This is a genomic window from Cupriavidus sp. FW305-26 (assembly GCF_058787975.1).
Genome location: NZ_JBYTAH010000024.1, coordinates 1 through 22758, shown reverse-complemented (window position 1 = coordinate 22758; position 22758 = coordinate 1). Strand labels below are relative to the sequence as shown.

Here is a 22758-nt window from a genome sequence, read left to right as displayed (position 1 = left end):
CGGAAGTAGGCAGAAACGGCGGCTGCCGGCATTCAACGGATCCGCGCCTGTGGAGCCGCGGATGCAAAGGGCGAGTGTACCGCAGCGGCATCCTGGCTCAGCCGAAAGCGCCGCTTTTGTGTTGTATCGTCAACTTGGTGTCACAAACAGCGCCTACGATCCGCTCCGGCCATGCGCAATGCCGCCCGCCGCCCGCCTGTGCCAACAGGTGCCCGGCCCCGCCCGCCGGACCGGCGCAAATACGCAGTGAACAACATATCCCTTCCTCTTCCCCGGATCGAGAACATGCTTGAACAACCCAATGCAGGCCGCCGCAAGGCCCTGAAGCTCCTGGCCGGCGCGCCGATGCTGCCGCTTGGTCTTGCCTCCACCAGCCTGCTGGCAGGTTGCGGCGGTGGCGACGACGCTGTCGCCGCGCCGCTTCCGCCGGCCCAGGCGGCCACGTTCACCACGGCCGAATTCGTTGGCATGAGCGCGCCGACGCTGGCAACGCCCGACGCCATGGCGACCACCACGGTGGGCTCCAGCCTCAAGGTGTCGTTCAGCGACGGCAGCAGCCAGACCTACAAGCTGGCCTACCAGCCGTTCTTCATCACCGGCGACACCCTGCCCGACGGCAAGGGCGGCACCATCCTGGCCGGCGGCTACTACGACATCAACAACAAGCCGATCATGGACACCTCCGTGGCCGGCAAGGAGCGCCAGTTTTTCTCCGACGCGCCGGACGGCAGCTCACTGCTGACCCTGGCCAACCCGACCGTGCCCGGCGTCAAGGGCAAGACGGTGTTTGCGGTGGTGCAGTTCGAGTACACCACGCGCAACCAGGGCAATGTCAGCATGTACGGCCTGCTGCCGTCGCCGATCGCCGTGGTGACGCTGGACCAGGACCCGGCCACCGGCAAGCTGACCCCGGTCAAGTACCACAATGTCGATACCTCGGGCGTCAACGGCCTGTGGATCACCTGCGGCGCCAGCCTGTCGCCGTGGAACACCCACCTGTCGAGCGAGGAGTACGAGACCGACCTGCTGAACGCCAGCGCGGTCACGCAGTTGCAGGGCTACAGCCAGAACCTGTACGGCGACCCGGCCCGCGCCAACGCCTACAACTATGGCCACCTGCCGGAAGTCACGGTCAACCCGGACGGCACCGGCACCATCAAGAAGCACTACTGCCTGGGCCGCATCTCGCATGAGCTGGTACAGGTCATGCCCGACGAACGCACCGTGCTGATGGGCGACGATGCCACCAACGGCGGCCTGTTCCTGTTTATCGCCGACCGCGCCCGCGACCTGTCGTCCGGCACGCTGTACGTGGCCAAGTGGCACCAGACCTCGGGCGTGGGCCCGGGCAGCGCCACGCTGTCGTGGATCAGGCTGGGCAGCGCCACCAGTGCCGAAATCCGCGCGCTGGTCGACGGCGGCATCAGGCTGGCCGACATCATGGATGTCAAGACCACCGATCCCGCTGACGTCAGCTACACCCGCATCATCTACAACGGCAAGCCGAACTGGGTGAAGCTGATGCCGGGCATGGAAAAGGCCGCGGCGTTCCTGGAAACGCACCGCTACGCCGCCCTGGTCGGCGGCAGCCTGGGCTTCACCAAGATGGAAGGCACCACGGTCAACATCAAGGACAAGAAGGCCTACTCGGCCATGTCCCGCATCGAGTCGAGCATGCTCACGGGCAATGCCGCCAACGCCGGTGATATCCAGGTGGAAGGCCCGTACTCCGGCGCGGTCTATGAGCTGAACCTGAAGGGCGGCCAGGCCGACAAGACCGGCACGGCCATCAACAGCGAATGGGTGCCGGTCGACATGGCGGCGGTGCCCGCGCTGGTCAGCGAAGACCTGGGGGGCGGCAAGATGAAGCAGCAGGATGCGCTGGGCAACTTTGCCAACCCGGACAAGGTGGCCACGCCCGACAACCTGAAGTTCTCGGAAAAGCTGCGCACGCTGTTTGTCGGCGAGGACAGCAACACCCACGTCAACAACTTCCTGTGGGCGTACAACGTCGATACCAAGGTGCTCAGCCGCGTGCTGTCGTGCCCGGTCGGCGCCGAATCCACCGGCCTGCACGCGGTGGACGAGATCAACGGCTGGACTTATGTGATGAGCAACTTCCAGCACGTTGGCGACTGGGAATCGCCGCTGCACGACAAGGTGCGGCCGACGCTTGAAGCGAAGGTGATGGCCAACTACAAGGACCGCTTCGGTGCCGCCGTGGGTTACCTGACGGGCGATCCGACTGGCGTCAGGCTGGCCAAGGCCTGACGCGTCGCGCAGTGCCGATGAGGGCGGCGGGCTTCGGCCCGCCGTTTTTTGTTGGCGCGCGATCGTTTAACATGGCAACTCCGGCACCACGCCCAGCCTCCCGCCCGTCATGCCTGACCAGCTTCCGCACATCCACTCCGCGCGCCTCAGCCTGCTGCCCTTTCGTGGCGACGACGCAGCCGAGGCGTTTGCCTGCATCACCCCGACGCTTGCCCGATTCATGGACTGGGATCCGTCGCCCTCGCCGGCGGCTTTCGAGACCGTGTGGCAAGGCTGGCTGGCAGGCATGGCGCGAGGCTCGGAATTCGTGCTCACTATCCGGCGTGCCGACGACGGGCTGTTCCTGGGGCTGGCGGGATTGCACCATGCCGACACGCCCGCGCCGGAACTCGGCATCTGGATCCGCGAGGACTGCCACGGCCATGCCTTCGGCCTGGAAGCGGTCACTGCGCTGGCGCAATGGGCGCAGGACAACCTGTCGCCGGCGCACCTGGTCTATCCCGTGGCCGAACCGAACTGGCCCAGCCGCCGGATCGCAGAGTCGCTTGGCGGCACGGTCGTGGGCCAGGCCACGACGCGCAAGTTTGAGCGCTTGATCTACCGGATTCCGGGGGGCCGTTGACGCACTGCGGCAGCGCGCCCCCCGGCGCGCCGATTCTGCTACGCTAAGCGCTTTCCCCCGCTGAGCATGCCATCATGACCGGCTCCACCCAAGACCCCGATGCACGCCGCATGGCGCCCGCCACCGAGCGCAACCGCGAGCCGATCCTTGCGGTATTGCGCAAAGTGCTGCCCGCCAGCGGCACGGTACTGGAAATTGCCAGCGGCACCGGCCAGCATGCCGTGCACTTCGCGGCAGCGTTGCCGGGACTGACCTGGCAGCCAAGCGATGCGGAAGCCGCCGCGCGCGCGTCGATCGCCGCGTGGACCGCGCATGCGGGCCTGGCCAATGTGCGCGCGCCGCTGGCGCTGGATGTCTGCCGCCAGCCGTGGGGCATCGACGCCGCGGATGCGGTGGTCTGCATCAACATGATCCATATCGCCCCGTGGGCTGCGGCCGAGGCGCTCTTCGCAGGCGCCGGCAAGCTGCTGGGCCCGGGCGGCGTGCTGTTCCTGTACGGCCCCTATCGCCGCGGCGGCGCGCATACGGCGCCCAGCAACGCCGCCTTCGACGCGCAGCTGCGCGCCACCGATGCCGACTGGGGCGTGCGCGACATGGAAGCCGTGATCGCGTTGGGCGAGGCGCAGGGCATGCGCTGCGACGAGCCGGTGCCGATGCCGGCCAACAACTTCAGCCTGGTGTTCCGCAAGTAACCCGCTGCGCGCGCTTCAGCCGCGCACCAGCATCACGATCGCGGCGGCAGTCGGGCAGCCCGAGCGGCGCCTTGCTCTAAAATCATCCCGTCATTCGATCCTGCGGTGCCAGCGGCTTCCAAGCCTGCGACACCGCGCCCGCCACGGAGAACACGATGAAGGTCCAGAACATCCTGCAGACGATCGGCAATACCCCGCATATCCGCATCAACCGGCTGTTCGGCAACGGCCACGAGGTCTGGATCAAGTCAGAGCGTAGCAACCCCGGCGCCTCGATCAAGGACCGAATCGCGCTGTCGATGGTGGAAGACGCCGAACGCCGTGGCGTGCTCAAGCCGGGCGGCACCATCATCGAGCCGACCTCGGGCAATACCGGCATCGGCCTGGCCATGGTGGCCGCGGTCAAGGGCTACAAGCTGGTGCTGGTGATGCCGGACAGCATGTCGGTGGAGCGCCGCCGCCTGATGCTGGCTTATGGCGCCACCTTTGACCTGACCCCGCGCGAGAAGGGCATGAAGGGCTCGATCGCTCGTGCCGAGGAACTGGTTGCGGCCACGCCGGGCGCATGGATGCCGCAGCAGTTCGAGAATCCCGCCAATGTCGACGTGCACGCGCGCACCACCGCGCAGGAAATCCTGAATGACTTCCCCGAGGGGCTGGATGTGCTGATCACCGGCGTCGGCACCGGCGGCCACCTGACGGGCTGCGCCCGCGTGCTCAAGGACAAGTGGCCGCAGCTCAAGGTTTTTGGCGTGGAGCCGGTGGCCTCGCCGGTGATCTCCGGCGGCGCGCCGGCGCCGCACCCGATCCAGGGCATCGGCGCGGGCTTTATCCCGAAGAACCTCGATACCTCATTGCTCGACGGCGTGATCCAGGTCGATGCCGAGCCCGCGCGCGAGATGGCACGCCGCTGCGCGCGCGAGGAAGGCATCCTGGTCGGCATCTCGTCCGGCGCCACGCTGGCCGCGATCGCGCAGAAGCTGCCCGGGCTGCCGGCCAACGCGCGCGTGCTGGGCTTCAACTACGACACCGGCGAGCGCTACCTGACCGTCGAAGGGTTCCTGCCCGCCTGAGCTGCCAAGGCCGGCCGATGAAAACGTTCATATCGCGAACGGGAGTCTTTCAGCGCGACGACAGGCCGTGCCGCTTGTGCCAGTCCGCCAGCGATTCCTCCGGCCAGGTGTCGCAGTGCACATGGCCTTTGCCCTTGGGCACGTCGACCCAGGGCGCGACCGATTCCAGCGAGGCCTCCACCACCTCCGGCGGGCGCGGCAGCGGCGTGTCGATAGCCGATGCATGCGGATACACCAGCTCCGGCCAGCGCGGGTCCCAAAGCCACAGCGCGCTGCCGCATTTCACGCAGAAATGGCGCTGCGCCGGCGAGCGCCGCGCGCGCTTGCCGGGTTCGCGCAGCACGGCGTGGTAAATGCCCAGGTGCTTGCGCCCGCGCACGCGCAGCGTGGCCGCGTCGCCGCCGATGTTGATCGCGTAGCCCCCACCGCCGGCCGTCTTGCGGCAGATCGAGCAATGGCAATGCATATACGGACTAGGTGAGTCGGATTCAAGCGAGAAGTGGATCGCGCCGCAATGGCAGGAGCCGTCGAGATGCATGGTGTGGGCCTTTGCACGGTGGCGTTCAGGACAGTCCATTGACTGTAGAAAACCCCCGGCAAAGTGCCAAGGCGGCGGTGATGGCTAAAGCGCCTTGCGGAATGTCAGGTTGATGCGCAGCCGCCCCAGCAGCGGATGGTCGCCGTCGGCCAGCGGCGCCACGCCGTGGAAGGCCAGCCGCGACGGCCCGCCCCACACCACCACGTCGCCATGCGCCAGCCGCACCCGCTGCGGGCGGTCGGCGCGGCGCATGCCGCCGAACAGGAACACCGCGGGCAGTCCCAGCGAGACCGAAACGATGGGCGCGCTGAAATCGCGCTCGTCGCGGTCCTGGTGCAGCGAGAGCCGGGTGCCCGGCTCGTAGCGATTGATGAGGCAGGCATCCGGTTCGAAACCGGCAAAACCCGCTTGCGCCGCGGCAGTGGTGGCCAGCTTCCGGAAGCTCGCCGGCATCTCCGGCCACGGCTTTCCGTTCAGCGGATCGACGGGGTCATAGCGATAGCCACGCGCATCGGAGACCCAGCCGACCGTGCCGCAGTTGACCATCGCCACCGACATTGTCAGCCCGCCGGGGGTGATCATGTGCCGCCAGGGCGCAAGCGCGATGATGGCCTGGACGTCGGCCAGCAGCACTTCGGCATCCGCACGGGCCAGGCCGCGCAGGACTACGGCGCCGTCGGCGAGGGGTTCGATGGCGGGGCTGGCGGGGCCGTTCGGTGGCAGGTCGTCGAACAGGTCGAAAGTCATGGGTGGAGGTTTACGGAAGCCTTGGCGCGGTCAGGCAACCGTCAGTTCCAGCCGCTTCCCCAGCGCCCGGAATGCAGCCTCGATCGTATCGATCTTGGTCGCATGGTCCAGGTTGACGATACGTTGCACCTCTTGCTTGCGCGTATTCAGCCGGCGCGCCAGTTCCGCCTGCGTCACGCCCTGCGCGATCATCTCGTTAAGCAGGAGCACCTTCGCCGACACGCTGGCCGGCAGTTCAACCAGATGCTGGCCGCGTTTTGCCTTCGACGGCAGTGGCACCGGGCGGCCATCTTCGAAATAGAACTCCATGGCCGTGGCGAGCGCATCGGCGGCCATCTCGCGGGCCTGCTCGATGGTGTCGCCGCTGGTCAGGGCTTCGGGGATATCGGGAAACGACGCAGCAAAGCCACCGTCGTCCGGGACGATGTTGGCAGGGAAACGCAGCATATTGGGACTCCTTTGACGACAAGGGCAAGTTGGGGCGTGAGATGGAAGACTCATGACAGGCCGAGTTGCTTGAGAATCGACTTGCGCAACCCCTCCCGGATCTCGTGGCTGGGATGCCGTGGCAGCGTGGTCTTCCTGCCATTGAGATACACCCTCACATGCTTCGCGCCTTCACTGAAGGTGGCGCCCTGTCCGGCGAGCCATCGCCGGAATTCACTCTGCTTCACCCGAATTCTTCTGCACCTCAGGGAAAGTCAAGGGTAAGCAAAAATGTTTACTGATTCTAGCAGCAATCCGTTAAATCTGGTTGCAGGATTGTGAGCGAAATACATGAATCGCCCTGCCGCTGACATAACAAAGGCCGCCCGTCGGGCGGCCTTGCATTCTCCGTGGCGCAATCAACACTCGCTATGCAGCGCGAACTCAGGCAAACGTATCGATCTCGCCACGCCCAAGCACACGCGCGGGACGCACCGTCGTACTGGCCCCTGCCGCCGGCTCAACAGCCGCCAGCGTGCCGCTACCAAAGCCGGTTTGCCCGCGCCCATTCCCCGGTGCCTGCTGTTGCTGCCCGTTCCCATTGCCCGCCTGGCTGGCAAAGCCGTCTGCGCCCACCGAGGTCTGGCCAAGCTGGATGCCGTTTTCCGACAGCGCGGTGCGCAGGTGCGGCAGCGCCGCTTCCACCGCGGCGCGCACGGCCTGGTGGGGTGAGACGAACTGGGCCTGGGCCTGGTCGTTGACCACGTTGAGCACGACCTTGAGCGGCCCGAGGTCGGGCGGGTTCAGCTGCAGTTCGGCGCTTTGCTGGCCTTGCGTGCTCATGCGGATCATCTGCTGGCCGAGGGCCTGCGGCCACTGGCTGTCGTACAGCGGCGGGGTGACCACGGGACGGGCGGCCGCAGCGGCTGCAGTAGCCGACGGGGTAGCCTGGCCGGCCAGCGCGGCGGCCACGGCTGGTGTGTTGTCGGGGCTGGCCGCGGTAGCCTCGCCGGTGCGGGCGGCAGCCTGTGCGGCGGCGAACGGCGTTGCCACGGGCCTGGCATCCGCCGTGCCGGGGTTGGCGGCGAGCGGATCGGCGCGGTGCCGGGCGATGCCGCTTTCCGGGCGATTGCCCGATCCGCCGGCAGACTGGCCGCTGGCGTCCTGCTGCTGGACGGCCAGCACGTCGCCCGGGATGGCCTGCGCCGTGCCGGCCTTGCCGTCGGTACCTGCGCTGGCGCTGGCCTGCATCGCGGCGCGCTGGGATGCGATGGTGGCCAGCGTGTCGGCAACCGAAGGCTGTGCGGGCCGGGCTTCGGTGGTGACGACCTGCAGCGTGTCCGGCAGCGGCGTGGCGGCCGCCGGCATGGCCTCGGCCTGGGCATCTGCCGTGGCCGGCTGCGCGGCATTTGCCAGTGCCGCCTGCAGTGCGGCGGCGCCGGTGTCGGCAACGCCGGCGAGGGCGGAACCCGCCGCGCCGGCCGGCGCGGCAGCGGGGCTGGCCGGGGCTGCGGCGGGAAGCATCAGTGCCAGGGCCGCTGCGGCAGCGGCTGCGGCATCCGTCGGCGTGGCCGCCGCGGTGTCATCCTGGTCCTGGTTTTCATCCTTGTGGCCGGCCGCGGGCTTCTTGCCGGCCGCGGCGGCTGGCTGCGGCTTGCCGGCGTCGGCCTGCGCCGCGGGCTGGCGCGATGCGGGCTGGTCGCGCGCGTCGGTTTCCCCGGCCGGCGGCGCGGGCGCCTTGCTGCTTTCGCGGGCGCGCGACAGCGCGTCGCCGAATCCGCTCGCGGTTGCGTCGGCGCTGGCGCGCCTGGCGCCCTCGACCGCATTGGCGGCGCTGCTGACAATCTGGCTGATATCGATCATGGAGTTGGCTACGGGGGTGGCCTGGGTCAGGCTTCGCTGAGACGGCTGGCCGTGCTGCGGGCCAGGCGGGCTGCGTATTCGTCGTTGGCGCGCTGTTCGCGGCGCGCGGCAACCTGGTCTTCCTTCGCTTCGGCGCGCGCGATCAGCGTGTCGAAGGAGTTCAGGCGGCGCTTCTGGTGCTGCCAGTGGTTGCGCCCTGCCAGCAGGTCGGCTTCGGCCTTGGCCAGCGCCGCGCCCTGCTGGCGGATGGCATGGTCGAGCGAATCGAGAAAGCGCGAGAAGTCCTGCCAGCGGCTGGAGGTCATGCCTTCGGCGGCCACCACCTGCATGCGCGCGCGGTACTCATGGCGGTACTCGGTGAGCTGGTTGAGCTGCTGCTCAGCCTGCGTGCGCAGTCCCTGCAGCCTGCCCAGCTCGCGCGCGGCGGCATCGGTATCGTTCTGGGCGAGGTCAGCCAGCGTATTAAGCGGTGAATGCTTGAGCATGTTCACTCCTGTCGAAGAGGCTGTGAAGCTGGGCGATGGCGTCGTCGTAGCCGGCGCGCTCGTGGATGTCTTGCTGCAGGAAGGCTTCCATGCGCGGGTGCAGGCGCATCGCCAGGTCCAGCTCCGGGTCGTTGCCCGGCACATAGGCGCCTACGCTGATCAGGTCGCGGTTGCGCTGGTAGCGCGACATCAGCTGCTTGAAGCGACGCACCGAGCCGAACTGCTCATTCGGGATCAGCGCGGTCATGGCGCGGCTGATTGATGCTTCCACGTCGATGGCCGGGTAGTGGCCGGATTCGGCCAGGCTGCGCGACAGTACGATATGGCCGTCCAGGATGGCGCGCGCGGAATCGGCGATCGGGTCCTGCTGGTCGTCGCCTTCGGTCAGCACCGTGTAGAACGCCGTGATCGAGCCGCCGCCTTCGGGGCCGTTGCCGGTGCGCTCGACCAGCGTCGGCAGCTTGGCAAAGACCGAGGGCGGATAGCCCTTGGTGGCCGGCGGCTCGCCGATGGCCAGCGCGATCTCGCGCTGCGCCATGGCGTAGCGCGTCAGCGAGTCCATGATCAGCAGCACATGCTGGCCCTGGTCGCGGAAATACTCGGCCAGCCGCGTCGCATAGGCCGCGCCCTGCATGCGCAGCAGCGGCGAGGTATCGGCCGGCGCGGCCACCACGACCGAACGTGCGCGGCCCTCGGGGCCAAGGATGTTCTCGATGAACTCCTTCACTTCGCGGCCGCGTTCGCCGATCAGGCCGACCACGATCACGTCGGCGCTGGTATAGCGCGCCATCATGCCGAGCAGCACGCTCTTGCCCACGCCCGAGCCCGCGAACAGTCCCATGCGCTGGCCGCGTCCTACCGTCAGCATGCCGTTGATGGCGCGCACGCCGGTATCGAGCACAGTCTCGATCGGCGCGCGCATCAGCGGGTTGATCTGCTCGCCGGCCAGCGGCACCTCCATGGCGGCGGTGATCGGGCCCAGCCCGTCGAGCGGGCGGCCCGCGGCATCCAGCACGCGGCCCAGCAGGCCGGCGCCAACCGGCAGGCGCTTGGAGCCCGGCTCGCGCGGCGTGGTGATGCCGGCCGGCTGCGGCGATGGTTCCAGCGGGTAGACGCGCGCGCCCGGCAGCAAGCCCACCACATCGGATTGCGGCATCAGGTAGAGCCGGTCGGCGCCAAAGCCCACCACTTCCGCTTCCGCGGTGCGCGGGGCATTGCTGTCGGTGGTGAACTGCCCGGCGGGCAGCTCGATCAGGCAGTCGCTGCCCACCGGCAGGCGCAGGCCCACGGCTTCCAGCACCAGGCCCGCGGCGCGCGTCAGGCGGCCGCAGCTGCGTTTGCTGTCGAGCCCGGCGATGCCGGCCGCGGCGCTGTCCAGCGCGCCGATCCAGCGTTGCGCGTGGGCCAGCGCGGAATCCGGCGCGGGCGTGGCTTGCTCGGCGGCATCAGGCATGTGGCGGCTCCCATGGATCGTCGCGGCCCAGCGCCTTGACCACGCGGGTCCAGCGCGTAGGCAGCGTGGCATCGCGCTCGCCGCTGGCGGCGCTGGCGATGCAGCCGCCGCGCGCCACCGACGGGTCGGCGCGCACGGTCCAGCCGGCGGCCGCCAGTTCGCCATGCAGGTGGGTTTCCACCAGCGCCACGTCGTCGGGATGCAGCAGCAGGCTGGGCGATCCGCACAGCGCGGGTTCGCTGGTCAGCAGCTCGCGCACGGCCGGCAGCAGCACCGCGGGGTCGTTTGCCAGGGCGGTGCGCACCAGCTGGCGCGCCACGTCGAGCGCCAGCGACACCAGCGCGCGCGCGACCTGGTCGTCTACGCCGCCGAGCGCGCTGCGGAAGTTGGTGGCCAGCGCCTGCAGCTGCGTGGCCTCGTTGCGTGCGGCTTCCAGGCCGCGGGCGTAGCCTTCGCGGTGGCCGTCGCCGTAGCCCTGGGTTTGCCCCTGGGTGTAGCCCTGGGCATAGCCTTCCTTGCGCGCGCCTTCGCGCATCGCGTCGAGCGCCTCGAAATCGATCGGCGGCGGTGCGGGCTCGGATGGCATGGCGGCCAGGGCTTCGGGCGGCTCGCTTTCGCGGGGATCGAGCGAGCCCATCTGCCAGCGCTGCCAGCCGGCCGCGCCGCCACGCGCGCGGCGCGGGGGCTCGAACGGCGCAAAGCCGCCAGGATCGGCGGCCGCGCCGTTGCCGGCAAGGGAAGTGAGCGGGTCGCCGCGCGGCGCGCGGCGTGCGGCCTGGCCGCGCTCAGGGTTTGCCTCAGACATAGGCATCGTCGCCTCCGCCGATCTGCACTTCGCCCGCATCCGCCAGGCGCCTTACCACCTGCAGGATGGCCTTCTGCTCGGCCTCGACCTGCGACACGCGCACCGGGCCCAGCGCGTCCAGGTCCTCGCGCAGCATCTCGCCGGCGCGGGTGGACATATTGCGAATGAACTTGTCGCGCAGTTCCTGCGGCGCGCCCTTGAGCGCGACGATGAGCGACTCGGTGGCGATTTCCTTGAGCACGCGCTGGATGCCGCGGTCGTCGACCTCGAGCAGGTTCTCGAACAGGAACATCTCGTCGATGATCTTCTGCGCCAGGTCGCCGTCGTGCAGGCGCACGCCGTCGATCACAGCCTCTTCGTGCGCGGTGCTCATCAGGTTGATGATCTCGGCCGCGGTGCGCACGCCGCCCATGCGGCTGCGCTTCAGGCTCTGGCCCGCCAGCAGCTTGGTCAGCACGTCGGTCAGTTCCTGCAGCGCGCCCGGCTGCACGCCGCCGAAGGTGGCGATACGCAGGATCACGTCGTTGCGCAGGCGGTCGGTGAACAGCGCCAGCACCTCGGACGACTTCTGGCGGTCCAGGTGGATCAGGATGGTGGCGATGATCTGCGGATGCTCGTCGCGGATCAGCTCGGCAATGGCCGTGGCGTCCATCCAGTTCAGCGAATCGATGCCGCCGCCCGGATCGCGCGACTCCAGGATGTCTTCGATCACCGACTGGGCGCGTTCCTCGCCCAGCGCCTTGTTCAGCACGCTGCGGATAAAGGCATTGGAATCGACGTTCAGGGCCAGGTACTGCTCGGTCTCGGTGCGGAACTCGCCCAGCACCTCGGCCATTTCCTCGCGGGTGACCGAGCTGAGCGTGGCCATGGCCGAGCCCAGCTCCTGCACTTCGCGCTGCGACAGGTGCCTGAACACCTCGGCCGCGGCATCCTCGCCGATCGCCATCATCAGGACGGCGCTCTTTTGCAGGCCGGATTCGGAGATGCCCTTAGCGGTTGTCATTGGCAATCCAGTTCTTGATCACGCTGGCGACCAGGCGCGGGTCGCGCTGTGCGGCGTCGCGCACCAGCGCGAGGTCGCTTTCATACTTGGCGGCAAGCCGCAGGATTTCCGGGTTGGCGGGCTCGTCCGGCGGCAGCAGCACTGCCTCGGTCTCGTCCCTGGGTTCCGGCGCCGGCAGCGGCGGCGAGGTGTAGCGGCGCAGGACCGGGCGCGCCACCTTGAACCACACGAACAGCGCCAGCAGTGCCAGCAGCAGGTAGCCCGCAAGGGTCTTGCCCAGCTCGATCATGTCGGGCTGCTTCCACAGCGGCACCTCGGGCGCGGCCTTCTCGCGCTCGGCGGTGAACGGGCTGTTGACCACGTTGATGGAGTCGCCGCGGTCGGCCGAGAACCCCATCGCCTCCTTGGTCAGGTTCTGGATCTGCGCCAGCAGTGCCGGCGGCAGCGGTTCGGCCACGAGCTTGCCCTTGGCATCGGCCTGCTGACGGTAGTTGACCACCACCGCCACCGACAGGCGGCGCACGCCGCCCGGTGCCTGCTGCACGTGGCGCACGGAGCGGTCCAGTTCGTAGTTGACGGTGGAGTCGCGGCGATTGCTGCCGGGGCCGCTGGAAGCGGTGGCATTGGCGACCTGGGCGCCCTGACCTGGCTGGGCAGCTTGCCCCGGCTGTCCCGGTTGCCCGGCAGCCGGAGCACCGGCCTGTCCCGGCGCCTGGCCCGCACGCGGCGTCTGCGGCGTGGTCACGGGCGCGGCGGCGGCAGCCGGCGGCTGGTTCGACAGCGCCCCGGGCACGCCGCCCGGCGGCGTGACACCCTGCTGGGTCGACTCGCTGGTCTGCTGGCTGCGGATCGCCGAGCGGGTCGGGTCCTGGTTGGGCTTGTAGCTCTCGTCGGTGTGCTCGACGATGGAGAAGTCGACGTCGGCGGTCACCTGTGCGCGCACGTTGTCCTTGCCGACGATCGGCGTCAGGATCGCTTCGATGCGCTTCAGGTAGTTCTGCTCCAGCGCCTGGACGTACTTGAGCTGGGTCGCGTCGAGCATGCGCTCGTTGCCGGTGTTCGACAGCAGGTTGCCGTGCTGGTCGACGATCGAGATCGACTTGGGCGTCAGCTCCGGCACGCTCGACGACACCAGGTGGCTGATCGCAGCGACCTGGCCTTCATCGATGGCGCGGCCCGGGTAAAGCTGCAGCACGATCGACGCGGTCGGCTTCTGGCGCTCGCGCACGAACAGCGTCGGCTTGGGGATGGCCAGGTGCACGCGGGCGGACTGCACCGCGGCGATGGACTCGATCGAGCGCGCCAGCTCGCCTTCCAGCCCGCGCTGGTAGTTGACCTGCTCGGCAAACTGGCTGATGCCGAATTTCTGGTTGTCCATCAGCTCCATGCCGGCCGTGCCGCTCTTGGGCAGGCCCTGCGATGCCAGGCGCAGGCGCGTCTCATGCACCTTCTCGGCCGGCACCATGACCGCGCCGCCGCCTTCGGCGAACTTGTACGGCACGTTCATCTGCTGCAGCGACTGCAGCACCGCGCCGCCATCGCGCTCGGACAGGTTGCTGTACAGCACCTTGTAGTCCGGGCTGCGCGACCACAGCACGCCCACCGCGATGGCCGCGGCCAGGGCGGCGCCGGCCAGCATCAGCGGCAGCTTCGGGTTGGCCTTCAGGCGCTCGATCACTTCTGCCGGGCGCCCGGGCAGTGCCACGGTCGCGGTCATGCGCGTGCTCCGGATCCGGCGCCGCGATGCTGGCGACGGCACGGGCGATGCTGACCGCCTTGGTCGTCGGCGCGGCTCACGGCACGGCTCACATTACGCTGCAGAGAAAACACGCGTACTCCCGAATCGATGATTGTCTGGTGATTTCCGGAGCCAGCGCAGGACGACCGCCCGCGCTCTTCCGGCACGGTGGCAATGATCGGCCAGACTTGAGCCTGACAATCCGGCGAATAGACGCGGTTTTTTGTCCGATTTCGGCCCATGGGAGGGCGGAGACGGCGGGTACTCTGCGGGGGCTGAAACTGGGTGCGAACCGCCTGAGGCCCGCCTGCCGGCAGGCTGCTCTGTGATGCAAGGGCGCGCCACAAGACGAACTCTGCCGGTGGACCGGCATACGACGAGCCAAATGACCACTATCTCTTCCATCGAGGGCATGCTGCAGCAACTGCGCGGGATGTCCCAGGTTGCCTCGGGCAACAGTGCCAGCCAGTCCGCCGCGCCGGTCGGCGGCGGCTTTGCCGGCGAGCTGCAGCGCTCGCTGGGCCGCATCAACGCCGCGCAGGAACGCGCCTACGGCCAGGCCGAGGCGTTCGAGCTGGGCAAGCCCGGCGTGGCGCTCAATGATGTGATGGTCGACCTGCAGAAGGCCAATGTGTCGTTCCAGACCGGGGTGCAGGTGCGGAACCGGCTGGTGGCGGCTTACCAGGAAATGATGAATATGGCGGTGTAAAGCCCACCGGCCTGCCCTGAACGCAAAGAGCCCCTGGCGCGCGCAAGCGGCCAGGGGCTCTTGTCGTCAGGAAGGCCTGCCGGTTCAGGCCTGCGCTTCAGCGCCTGCGGCCCTGCCCGCTTCAAGGTGGTAGATCCACGCCAGCAGTTCCGCCACGGCCACATAGAGCTGCGGCGGCACGTGGCTGTCCAGGTCGACCTGCATCAGCAGATTCACCAGGGTGGGCGAATCGTGGATATAGACGCCCGCTTCGCGCGCGCGGGCGATGATGGCTTCGGCCACCACGCCATAGCCCTTGGCGACCACGCGCGGGGCCCTGTCGCTGTGCTGGTAGGACAGCGCGATCGCCGCGCCGCGGTCTTGCGCCGCTTCGCTCATCGCGCCGCTCCTACCGTCATGTTGTCCTGGGTCTGCACGCTCAGGCGCTGCAGCACGATGCCCTGCGCCTCGAGCTGGTTGCGCAGCAGCGGCCGTGCCGCGATGAAACGCGCCGCGACATCGGTCTCAGGCGTTGCCACGCGGGCGTCGAGCCCCGCCGGTCCCAGTGTCAGCACCGCTTCGACGATGCCGAGGCTCGGCAATTGCAGCCGCAGGCGGCTGGACCATGGCCGGGCGCTGTCGTCATGGGCCTGCGCTGCGCCATCCGCGTCGGGGCGTAGCAACTCCCACTCCATCGGCACGCCGGGCCAGGCTTCGCCGGCAAAGCGGAACTGCTGCGTGGCGAGCAATTCCAGCTGCTGGCGGACCACGCCTTCGGTTGCCGGATGGATGGCCGGGCCGGCTGCCGAGGCCTGCTTGCCGGCGTCTGCCGAGGCGGTGTCCGGCAGGCCAGCGGCGGCGCGCGCCGCGTGGGGGATGAGGCTGTCCGGCGCTGCAGCGCGCGCGCCAGCCTCCGCGGTGCTCTGGTAGGCCTGCGTGGCCAGCGCCGCGGCGGACTGGCGTTGGGCCCCCGGTTCGGCAGCGGCTTCGCGGCTGTAGGCCGCCGTGGTGGCGGCGCCTTGCCGCAGCGCCTGTTCCGCCGCCGCATGGCTGTGGGCCACGCGCGGATTGCCGGCCGAGGCCAGCGCTTCAGCCAGCACCTGCGAGGCCGGAATCAGCGGCGGCGCTGAGGGCCGCCCCGGCTCTGCCGCTGCGGCACCGCCGGTATAGGTCAGCAGCGCAGACGGCAGCGTGGTTGCGGCGGCCTGCGCAGTGCCGCCTGGGGCAGCCGCCCGGGCCGGCACCGGTACTTGCGCCTGCGGCTCCTGGCGGATGCCGGGCAACGCGCGTGCGCCGGCAACCCACTGTGCAAGGTGCGATTCGTAGAACAGGCCGCTCTGCCCAACCGTGTTGGCAAGCGCCGACGCCGCAGCCTGCGCCGACGCTGGCGTGGGCGCGGCGGCCAGCAGCGGGCCGGCGCTGCGCACCGGCTGGGCCTCGGTACCGTCCATCACCGCCAGGATGGCCCGCGCCGCCGCGCTCAGCGATTCCTGCGTCGAAGTGCCCGGCAGCAAGGTAGCCTGGCCTGCCAAGGCGTTGGGGCCGGTGGCGTGCTGGCTGTGGCGGATCGCCTGGCCGGTGGAGCTCTGGACATTCGACTCGGTGGCCTCGGGCACGGGCTGCAGCGCCGCCAGCTTGTCGATGGCAAGCGCCGTGCGCAGCGGTTGTGGGTCCGGGGCCTGACCGGGTGCCAGGCCTGGAGGCAGATGGATGCCGGTCATACGGGTCGCGTGAATGCAGACGGCGGGCTTTCCGGCCCGCCGCGGGGAGTAGCGCAGCGGTCAGGCTGCGTCAGGCGGTGGCGCCGTAGGCGGCGGACAGTTCGATCTGGCGGCGCGAGCTGGTCAGCATGTCGCCGAGCTTCTTCAGCTGCGGCATGGCCAGGTCGCGGATGCGGGCATCGTAAGTGAGGATGCGGTCCAGCAACTGGTAGCGGCGCATGCGTTCCGCATCGGAGAACGGTGCCTCGTGGTCCATCTGCCGCAGGCGGTCCACCAGGGCCAGGTAGCCCTGCTGCAGCGCGGTGACGGTGTCCCAGTCAGCCGCCTGGGCGGCCTCGTGCATCCGTGCGGACAGCGCGAGGATTTCCTCGTAGCAGTCCACGATCGGGAAAAACTCGGGAAGGGAAGCCATGTCAGTTGTCCTGTAAGGCGGGTTGCCGATCCGCGGCCGTGTCGTCGATCTGCGCCCAGGCCGAAGCCAGGCTTTCGAGCAGCGTGTCGACTTCGGCCAGCAGGGCCGCGTCGCTGCGCAGGTTGGCCAGCATCAGCCGGCGCACCATATATTCGTACAGGGATTCGAGGTTGGCGGAGATCTCGCCGCCAACCTCATGGTCAAGCACGGCGCGCAGGCCGTTATCGATGATGTCGATGGCTTTGGAGATGGCGTTGCCGCGTTCGATGACGTTGCCGCCCTCCAGGTGGAACTTCGCCCGCGCAATGGCTGCGCGCGCGCCGTCGTACAGCATGGCGATCAGCTTGTGCGGGCTGGCGCTCATGGCGCCGGTCTGGACGCCGACCTGGGCGTAGGCGTTGGCGGATGCGCGGGCGAACATGGTTGGGTTCCTTCAGGCTGTGGTGTGCGGCGGGACGGTTACTTCTTGGTGCTGTTGTTCAGCGCATTGAACTGTTGCGTCAGGTAGCTGCTGGTACGGTTCATCTGCGCTACCACCAGGTCCAGTTGCGTGAACTGGGCCTTGTATCGAGCCACCGTGGCAGTAACGCGGTCCTGGACGCGGTCATAGTCGTCTTCCAGGTCCTTCAGCGTCTTGGTGATGCCATCCTGAGCCACCTTCAGCGCGCCATCGGTCTTGCTCAGGCCCTCGATATAGGTGCTGGCGCGCTTGCCGATGCCGCCGTCGCCGGTGGTGCTGGAAAACAGGGACGTGACGCCACCCAGGTCTTCGTTTATCGCCTTGGTCAGCTTGGTGTCGTCCAGCTTCATCGTGCCGTCTTTGTCGAACGAGATGCCGACGTCGATCAGCGTGATCGTGCCGCCGTTGCCGTCATCCATGGCACCGCCCAGCATTGAACGCAGGCTGGACTGGATCGAGCGCAGCGTGCCGTCGCCGGTCAATGCCGCGGACGTACCGGCCTTCGTATCGAATGCCGTCAGCGACTTGGCGGAACTCTGAATGTTGTTGTAGGCGGTGACAAAAGCCTGGACGGCGGCCTTGATTGCGACGTTGTCGCGGGTCACCACCAGCGATGTCGTGCCTGGCTTGACAAGGTTCATGGTCACGCCCTGCGCTGCGTCCACCACTGAATTGCTCTGGCTGACCACGTCGATGCCGTTGATCGTCAGCGTCGCATTGGCAGGCGGCACCTTCTGTTCCATCTTGTTGGCGGCGGGCGCCGCGGCCGGGTCGAACGCAACCACGTTGTTCAGTGCCGCATCGGTCGACGACACCCGCATGGTGGCTTGCGTTCCGGTCTTGTCCGACGTCAATACCAGGCGGTAAGGGCTGGCGCTGCCGTCATTGACGATGCTGGCCGTCACGCCGATGCTGGCCTTGTTGATGGCATCGCGCATTCCTTCGAGCGAAGAATCCGCGGGGATGGTGACCTTCTTGGTGCTAGTGGCGGCGCCACCGGTGGCCAGCGCTTCGCCGAAGTCGAACACGAGCTCGCCGCCACCGATCGCGGCCTTCTGGTCGGCAACGTTGCTGCTCACCAGCGACTGCGCGGTGGCCAGCGTGTTGACAGTAATGCTGTAGCTGCCAGGCACGGCGTTGGCAGCGGTGGTGACGTTCATCACGTCCGTGGTGCCGATGCTGGCCTTTACTGCGCCGAAGGTGGCAGCATCGGACAGCTTCTTCGCCGCGCCCTGGTAGGCGTCCAGCACGCTCTGCACCTGACTGTAGGCCGACAACTTGGTCTGGTAGCTCTTGGCCTGCGCATTGATGGCGTCAAGCGGTGCCTGCTCGGCCTTCTGCAGCTGGTCCAGCAGGTCGCTCAGTTGCAGGTTGGAACCGATGCCGATGGAGGAGATCGTTGCCATATTATTGTCTCGTCTTCAACTGATATTCAGGGCTCAGGCCGCGTGGTTGATGAACAACCCCTGCAGCTTGTCGATGGCGCGGGCAATGCGCAGCACCTCTTCGGTGGGCATCTGCCGGATCAGGTCGCCGGTTTCCTTGTCGATCACCTTGGTGATGACGCGGTGCGTGGTATCGTCGATCTCGAAGCGCAGGCCGATGGTGGTGGTCTTGAGCGCGTCGACCAGCTCGCCGATGGCGGCGCTGGTTTCCAATCCCTGTGCGGCTTCTGTGTGGTCGCTGGCCACGGCACGATCCTGTCGCTGCGTAGCATGGCTGGCCATGGTGGTGGCGCCGCCAGATGGCATGGCAACGGCTAAGCCTTCGGCTGGCATCCGCACGGTAAAGGGGTTCACTGTCGGGGGAGGCGCCATCGAATACTCCGTCCGGGTTGGCAGGGTTCAGTTCCAGGAGAAACGCTTTGCAGGCAGTCGGGCTGCCTGCGAAATGCTCCTCGGGCAAAAAGGCCGGGCCTTGCGGCCCAGCCTTCCTGCGCCATTCGCCGATGCGATTAACGCAGCAGCGACAGCACGCCTTGGGTGGTCTGGTTGGCTTGCGCCAGGACCGACGTACCAGCCTGTTGCAGGATGTTCGCGCGGGTCATGTTCGACACTTCCGTTGCGTAGTCGGCGTCCTGGATGCGCGAGCGCGACGAGGACAGGTTGGTCACGGTGGTGCCCAGGTTCGAGATGACGGAGTCAAAACGGTTCTGGACGGCACCCAGCGAGCTGCGCAGGTCGTCGACTTGCTTCAGCGCGGCGTCGATCTTCTTCAGTGCGTTGCCGGTGGGAACGCCCGTGAATTCGGCCGTGGGGGTGGCGCCGCTCAGGGAGATCGTGCCAACGGCCACGTTGAGGGTGCCGGCGGCACCGCCGTCGGCCAGGGTGCCGGCAGCGACGTAGTTCTTGCCCTGGACGGTGACGTAGCCCGTGGCTACGCCTGCAGCATTGTTGGCAACACGCACTACCTGGTCTTGCAGAGTGACGGGGCCGGCGATGCCATTGGCGGTGTCGTCGAATGCGACATCAGCTTCGTTGAGCTTCACGGCGCCGGTGGCACGATCAACCGAAGCAGCAAAGTAGTCGTCACCAGCCTTCACGACGAACTGGCCAGAGTTCGCGCCGGCAGCCGTCTTGACTTCGTGCAGTTCGAGGTCCGCTGCGGCGAAGGTCTTGCCGGTTGCGGCGTTGATCTTGGTGACGTCGCCCGCAGCGAAGCTCACGTTGAACGAACCGGTACCAGCGGCAGCGTTGATCGTGGTGATCTTCGGGCCGACGTCCAGCGAGTTCTTGGCCACCGAGAAGCCGCTCAGGCCCAGCGTGGTCCTGTCGATCTGCTTCAGATCGATGGAGATGGTCTCGCCGTCGTTGGCGCCAACCTGGACGGACAGCTTGTTGCTGCCGGCCAGAACCTTGACGCCGTTGAAGTCGGTCTGTTGCGACGTACGGTCGATTTCAGACAGGCGCTGGTTGATTTCATCCTGAATCGACTTCAGGTCGGACGAGGAGTTCGAACCCGTGGCCGCCTGGACCGACAGTTCACGAATACGTTGCAGGTTGTTGTTGACTTCGGTCAGCGCGCCTTCCGTCGTTTGTGCCAGCGAGATGCCGTCGTTGGCGTTGCGCTGGGCTTGCGTCAGGCCGCGGATGTTCGAGGTAAAGCGGTTGGCGATGGCCTGGCCGGCGGCGTCGTCCTTGGCGCTGTTGATGCGCAGGCCCGACGACAGGCGCTGGATCGCCGTGTTCAGCGACGATTGCGACGTGTTCATGTTGTTCTGAGTCATCAGAGACAACGAATTGGTGTTAATGACTTGCGCCATGGTACGACTCCTATATGCAAAGTTTTGGGCATTCCGGCTAGTGCCGTAACGTTGGCGGCCTGCTTTGCAGGGCGTAGAGTGCCTCCGTTGCTTGGGTTATCGACCGGGCAAGAGAAAGGTTTAGAGTGATCTCCGCGATAGTTTCGCGGGGTGCCGGCAGGGCGGGCTGAGGCGCCGCGCGGCAGGGCCGGAAGGCGTGTGGGGCAGGCGTTGGCCTAGCGGCGCTTGCTGGTGCGGGGGACGTAGATCGGCAGGAAGTCCGGCTCCGGGGCCGGATCCGGTGCCACCGCCGGCGTCTCCGGCGCATTGGCCAGCGTGACCAGGCAGATGGCCCGCTTGTAGACCACCGTGGGCCGGATGTCGTCCGGCTGCCGGCCAAGCAGCACCACGTAGTCGTCTGACGCCAGGATGAGACCCTGCAGCCGGGCGCCGGTGGACAGGTGGACGATCACCGGGGCCTGGCTGGTGCTGTATGCCGCAAATTGCTGGTGCTGCAGTTGTTTCCGGCTGCGTGACTTGGGCCGGGTTTCCTTCTTCTTCACAACGACTCCGGAAGAGCCCGCTAGGGTTCTGGCGGCTGATAACAGTCCGTTGGCCGACGGCTTGGGTGGCAGCGCGGCCAGGGCGGCAGGAGAAACATCCGCTCTCGGTAACGGCGCAGCTGCCGGCGGTTGGCGCTGCCAGAAGAGAAGGGGAGTACTTCAGGGCCGAGAGTAACAAAGTTTTTTCAAGCGTTGACGAACCGCACGCCGTTCCTGAAATAGAGGCTTTGCTCTATAAAAGTTGTTGCTCTCGAAGCCCTGGTATTGTACTCGATTGTGCGCGGCCACTGCGGCCAAGCGTCGGGCCGGCAGGGCCCGGTGTGGACTGGGCCCGCGAGGAAATTGCCAGCCCATGCAAAAATGCCCTGATGTACCGTCAGGGCAAAAATCGTCAAAAGTGCGCAATAAATCTCATATCTCCATAAGGGAATCCCCTGATAGAAACGGGATTTACACCTCATGTAAGCGCGTTTATATTCTTGGCAAGAGCTTTTCAGCTCGAGCAGTCCTGGAAAGCCTACGAGCACCCCGCGCGTAGGCTTCTTTTTTTTGCCTGCGTCGTTTGAATCGCGCTCTGTGGCGCTGTGGCTGGTGCGGTTAGTAAAAACCGACCGGCCGTTCGGAATGCCCAGGCAGATTTAACGCCACTTTCGCGCCGCGCAATCCTCCGAAATGGGAGGATTTTTGCCGCCAATTCTCATTTCCGTTCAAGAAGTTCAGCTGAACGCCGATAACCGGCGCAGCCCTTAGCCTGCCGTCGTGGCGGTGCCGCGGGCCACGCGCCGCCGTGCGCGCGCTGCCAGGCCGGCGCCCAGCACCCAGCGCAGCGTCGGTGCCAGCACATGCATGCCCGCGAGTGCTGCCGGGCGCCGTATCGAAGGGCCGTCCAGGTCGAGCTGTTGCCGTGCCCACGGCGGCAGCAATGCGATGCCCGCGTCGGCCATGATCCGCACCGCCGGCTGCAGCAGCGGGTTGGCCACCGGCATCTTCCGCACCAGCCGCACCACTTCGCTGGTGCGTTCGCTAGCCAGCAGCGCAGGCCGCATGGCCTCCAGGTAGGCGGTGACTTCGGCGCGCGAGCGCGGCACGTCGGCCGCGCCCAGCATCTGGGCGATGCGCGCAACCTCGTCGTAGTAGCGATCCTGCTCGGTGCCGCTCAGTGGTCCGACATAGCGCAGGTAGCCAGCCAGGAAGCTTGAGACCTCGGCCACGTGCACCCACGTCAGCAACGCCGGGTCGGAGGCGGCATAGTGCCGCCCGTCCGGGGCCACGCCAACCACGCCGGCATGGATGCGCCGTACGCGCCCGATCAGCGCCATGGCATCGGCACGGCTGCCGTAGGTGGTGCCGGCGATGAACTGCGCGGTGCGCCCCAGGCGCCCCTGCATGTCGGTGCGAAAGCTGGAGTGGTCCCAGACCCCGGCCAGTGCCAGTGGATGCAGTGTCTGCAGCAGCAGCGCACTGACGCCGCCCGCTAGCATTGCCGGAAAGTCGGCATGCACGCGCCAGCAGACCGCGTCGGGCCCGAACAGGCCGGGATCGCCCGGCGGGTTGTCGTAGTCGAGGGTCACGCCGGAATTGCTGCGGGTCAGCGCGCGCACGTGCGCGCCGGCGCGCTCACGCAGCCTGGTGGAGAGATGGTTCAGCGGGCCGCGTCGTGGCTGCGCAGAGCGGCCGGCGGCGGGGTCGGTAAAGCTGGACAAGGCCGGTGCCTGAATGGGGAAGTCAGGGCCAGCATACACGGGATGCGGGGCGATGTGCGCGGGGTCATGCCGCGGCGGTTGCCGCAAAAAGGGCCGGAGCCCCCTTGCGGGAGTCCCGGCCTGTCAATCTCCGGCGTATGCCCCTGCGGCCGCACCGCATGTTGCGGCCGCACATACCCGGAAAGCTGCCTGTTATCGTGGCTGGCGCGGCTTACTTACGGCTGGCGTTGTCCGCCTTGTTGCCCACCCTGTTG

At 67.6% G+C, this 22758-nt stretch carries 24 protein-coding genes; 5 read left to right on the top strand and 19 right to left on the bottom strand.

Translation table 11 applies throughout. The annotated features are described in order from the left end of the window. Positions 1-285: 285 nt before the first annotated feature. From AC3WQZ_RS15265 to cysK, 4 genes are all read left to right on the top strand, one after another. Positions 286-2271 (top strand): PhoX family protein, encoded by a 1986-nt coding sequence (locus tag AC3WQZ_RS15265; protein ID WP_011617844.1) that lies wholly within the window; start codon positions 286-288, stop codon positions 2269-2271. 109 nt (positions 2272-2380) lie between these two features. Further along, positions 2381-2893: a GNAT family N-acetyltransferase gene (locus tag AC3WQZ_RS15260; protein ID WP_011617843.1), complete on the top strand. Its 513-nt coding sequence runs from the start codon at positions 2381-2383 to the stop codon at positions 2891-2893. A 74-nt stretch (positions 2894-2967) separates the two neighbouring features. Next, on the top strand, positions 2968-3585 hold the full coding sequence (locus AC3WQZ_RS15255; protein WP_439669422.1) for a DUF938 domain-containing protein: 618 nt from the start codon (positions 2968-2970) through the stop codon (positions 3583-3585). Positions 3586-3740: 155 nt separating this feature from the next. Continuing rightward, positions 3741-4658, top strand: coding sequence for a cysteine synthase A (gene cysK / locus AC3WQZ_RS15250; RefSeq protein ID WP_010810697.1), 918 nt, complete (start codon positions 3741-3743; stop codon positions 4656-4658). 49 nt (positions 4659-4707) lie between these two features. Here cysK and AC3WQZ_RS15245 read toward each other — a convergent pair whose 3' ends face one another. From AC3WQZ_RS15245 to fliF, 10 genes are all read right to left on the bottom strand, one after another. Continuing rightward, positions 4708-5196, bottom strand: coding sequence for a GFA family protein (locus AC3WQZ_RS15245; RefSeq protein WP_041688226.1), 489 nt, complete (start codon positions 5194-5196; stop codon positions 4708-4710). Positions 5197-5280: 84 nt separating this feature from the next. Then, a complete protein-coding gene (gene alkB, locus AC3WQZ_RS15240) occupies positions 5281-5943 on the bottom strand; it encodes a DNA oxidative demethylase AlkB (protein ID WP_011617823.1) in 663 nt (220 codons plus the stop codon). 30 nt (positions 5944-5973) lie between these two features. Continuing rightward, on the bottom strand, positions 5974-6390 hold the full coding sequence (locus AC3WQZ_RS15235) for a type II toxin-antitoxin system HicB family antitoxin (protein WP_492300822.1): 417 nt from the start codon (positions 6388-6390) through the stop codon (positions 5974-5976). Between the two features lie 50 nt (positions 6391-6440). After that, entirely contained in the window at positions 6441-6617 is a 177-nt protein-coding gene (locus AC3WQZ_RS15230; RefSeq protein WP_439672183.1) for a type II toxin-antitoxin system HicA family toxin, read from the bottom strand. A gap of 196 nt (positions 6618-6813) precedes the next feature. Then, the gene (locus tag AC3WQZ_RS15225) at positions 6814-8232 is read right to left on the bottom strand and encodes a flagellar hook-length control protein FliK (protein ID WP_492300821.1); all 1419 of its coding nucleotides are present in this window, start codon (positions 8230-8232) and stop codon (positions 6814-6816) included. A 26-nt stretch (positions 8233-8258) separates the two neighbouring features. Next, entirely contained in the window at positions 8259-8717 is a 459-nt protein-coding gene (gene fliJ / locus AC3WQZ_RS15220; protein WP_010810691.1) for a flagellar export protein FliJ, read from the bottom strand. Then, positions 8695-10170, bottom strand: coding sequence for a flagellar protein export ATPase FliI (gene fliI, locus AC3WQZ_RS15215; RefSeq protein ID WP_058697368.1), 1476 nt, complete (start codon positions 10168-10170; stop codon positions 8695-8697). Before fliI ends, fliJ begins: the two co-directional genes overlap by 23 nt. Further along, a complete protein-coding gene (fliH, locus tag AC3WQZ_RS15210; protein ID WP_492300820.1) occupies positions 10163-10981 on the bottom strand; it encodes a flagellar assembly protein FliH in 819 nt (272 codons plus the stop codon). Before fliH ends, fliI begins: the two co-directional genes overlap by 8 nt. Beyond that, complete coding sequence (fliG, locus tag AC3WQZ_RS15205) at positions 10968-11978, bottom strand: flagellar motor switch protein FliG (RefSeq protein ID WP_010810688.1); 1011 nt, start codon at positions 11976-11978, stop codon at positions 10968-10970. The genes fliH and fliG overlap by 14 nt, the downstream gene beginning before the upstream one ends. Next, complete coding sequence (fliF, locus tag AC3WQZ_RS15200; protein WP_492300819.1) at positions 11965-13695, bottom strand: flagellar basal-body MS-ring/collar protein FliF; 1731 nt, start codon at positions 13693-13695, stop codon at positions 11965-11967. Before fliF ends, fliG begins: the two co-directional genes overlap by 14 nt. 406 nt (positions 13696-14101) lie before the next feature. On the opposite strand from fliF, the gene fliE reads away from it, so the two are divergent. Next, positions 14102-14425, top strand: coding sequence for a flagellar hook-basal body complex protein FliE (gene fliE, locus AC3WQZ_RS15195; RefSeq protein WP_492300818.1), 324 nt, complete (start codon positions 14102-14104; stop codon positions 14423-14425). A gap of 84 nt (positions 14426-14509) precedes the next feature. Here the strand turns inward: fliE and AC3WQZ_RS15190 are convergent, their stop codons facing one another. The 9 genes from AC3WQZ_RS15190 to AC3WQZ_RS15150 form a co-directional block, all read right to left on the bottom strand. After that, positions 14510-14803 carry an EscU/YscU/HrcU family type III secretion system export apparatus switch protein gene (locus tag AC3WQZ_RS15190; protein WP_058697365.1) on the bottom strand — a complete coding sequence of 98 codons (294 nt, stop codon included), beginning with the start codon at positions 14801-14803 and terminating at the stop codon, positions 14510-14512. Continuing rightward, positions 14800-16125 carry a flagellar hook-length control protein FliK gene (gene fliK, locus AC3WQZ_RS15185; RefSeq protein WP_010810684.1) on the bottom strand — a complete coding sequence of 442 codons (1326 nt, stop codon included), beginning with the start codon at positions 16123-16125 and terminating at the stop codon, positions 14800-14802. The genes AC3WQZ_RS15190 and fliK overlap by 4 nt, the downstream gene beginning before the upstream one ends. A 70-nt stretch (positions 16126-16195) precedes the next feature. Next, positions 16196-16537 (bottom strand): flagellar protein FliT, encoded by a 342-nt coding sequence (locus AC3WQZ_RS15180; RefSeq protein ID WP_011617815.1) that lies wholly within the window; start codon positions 16535-16537, stop codon positions 16196-16198. 1 nt (position 16538) lies between these two features. Further along, positions 16539-16958 (bottom strand): flagellar export chaperone FliS, encoded by a 420-nt coding sequence (fliS, locus tag AC3WQZ_RS15175; RefSeq protein WP_010810682.1) that lies wholly within the window; start codon positions 16956-16958, stop codon positions 16539-16541. 38 nt (positions 16959-16996) lie between these two features. Continuing rightward, positions 16997-18403 (bottom strand): flagellar filament capping protein FliD, encoded by a 1407-nt coding sequence (fliD, locus tag AC3WQZ_RS15170; protein ID WP_010810681.1) that lies wholly within the window; start codon positions 18401-18403, stop codon positions 16997-16999. A gap of 33 nt (positions 18404-18436) precedes the next feature. Continuing rightward, positions 18437-18748 (bottom strand): flagellar protein FlaG, encoded by a 312-nt coding sequence (locus tag AC3WQZ_RS15165; RefSeq protein WP_231881467.1) that lies wholly within the window; start codon positions 18746-18748, stop codon positions 18437-18439. Between the two features lie 203 nt (positions 18749-18951). Then, a complete protein-coding gene (locus AC3WQZ_RS15160) occupies positions 18952-20259 on the bottom strand; it encodes a flagellin FliC (RefSeq protein ID WP_010810679.1) in 1308 nt (435 codons plus the stop codon). A gap of 215 nt (positions 20260-20474) precedes the next feature. Beyond that, positions 20475-20801, bottom strand: a complete 327-nt coding sequence (locus tag AC3WQZ_RS15155) for an RNA chaperone Hfq (protein ID WP_492300816.1) — start codon at positions 20799-20801, stop codon at positions 20475-20477. A 746-nt stretch (positions 20802-21547) separates the two neighbouring features. Continuing rightward, positions 21548-22504 (bottom strand): oxygenase MpaB family protein, encoded by a 957-nt coding sequence (locus AC3WQZ_RS15150; RefSeq protein WP_231881466.1) that lies wholly within the window; start codon positions 22502-22504, stop codon positions 21548-21550. Positions 22505-22758 lie beyond the last annotated feature (254 nt).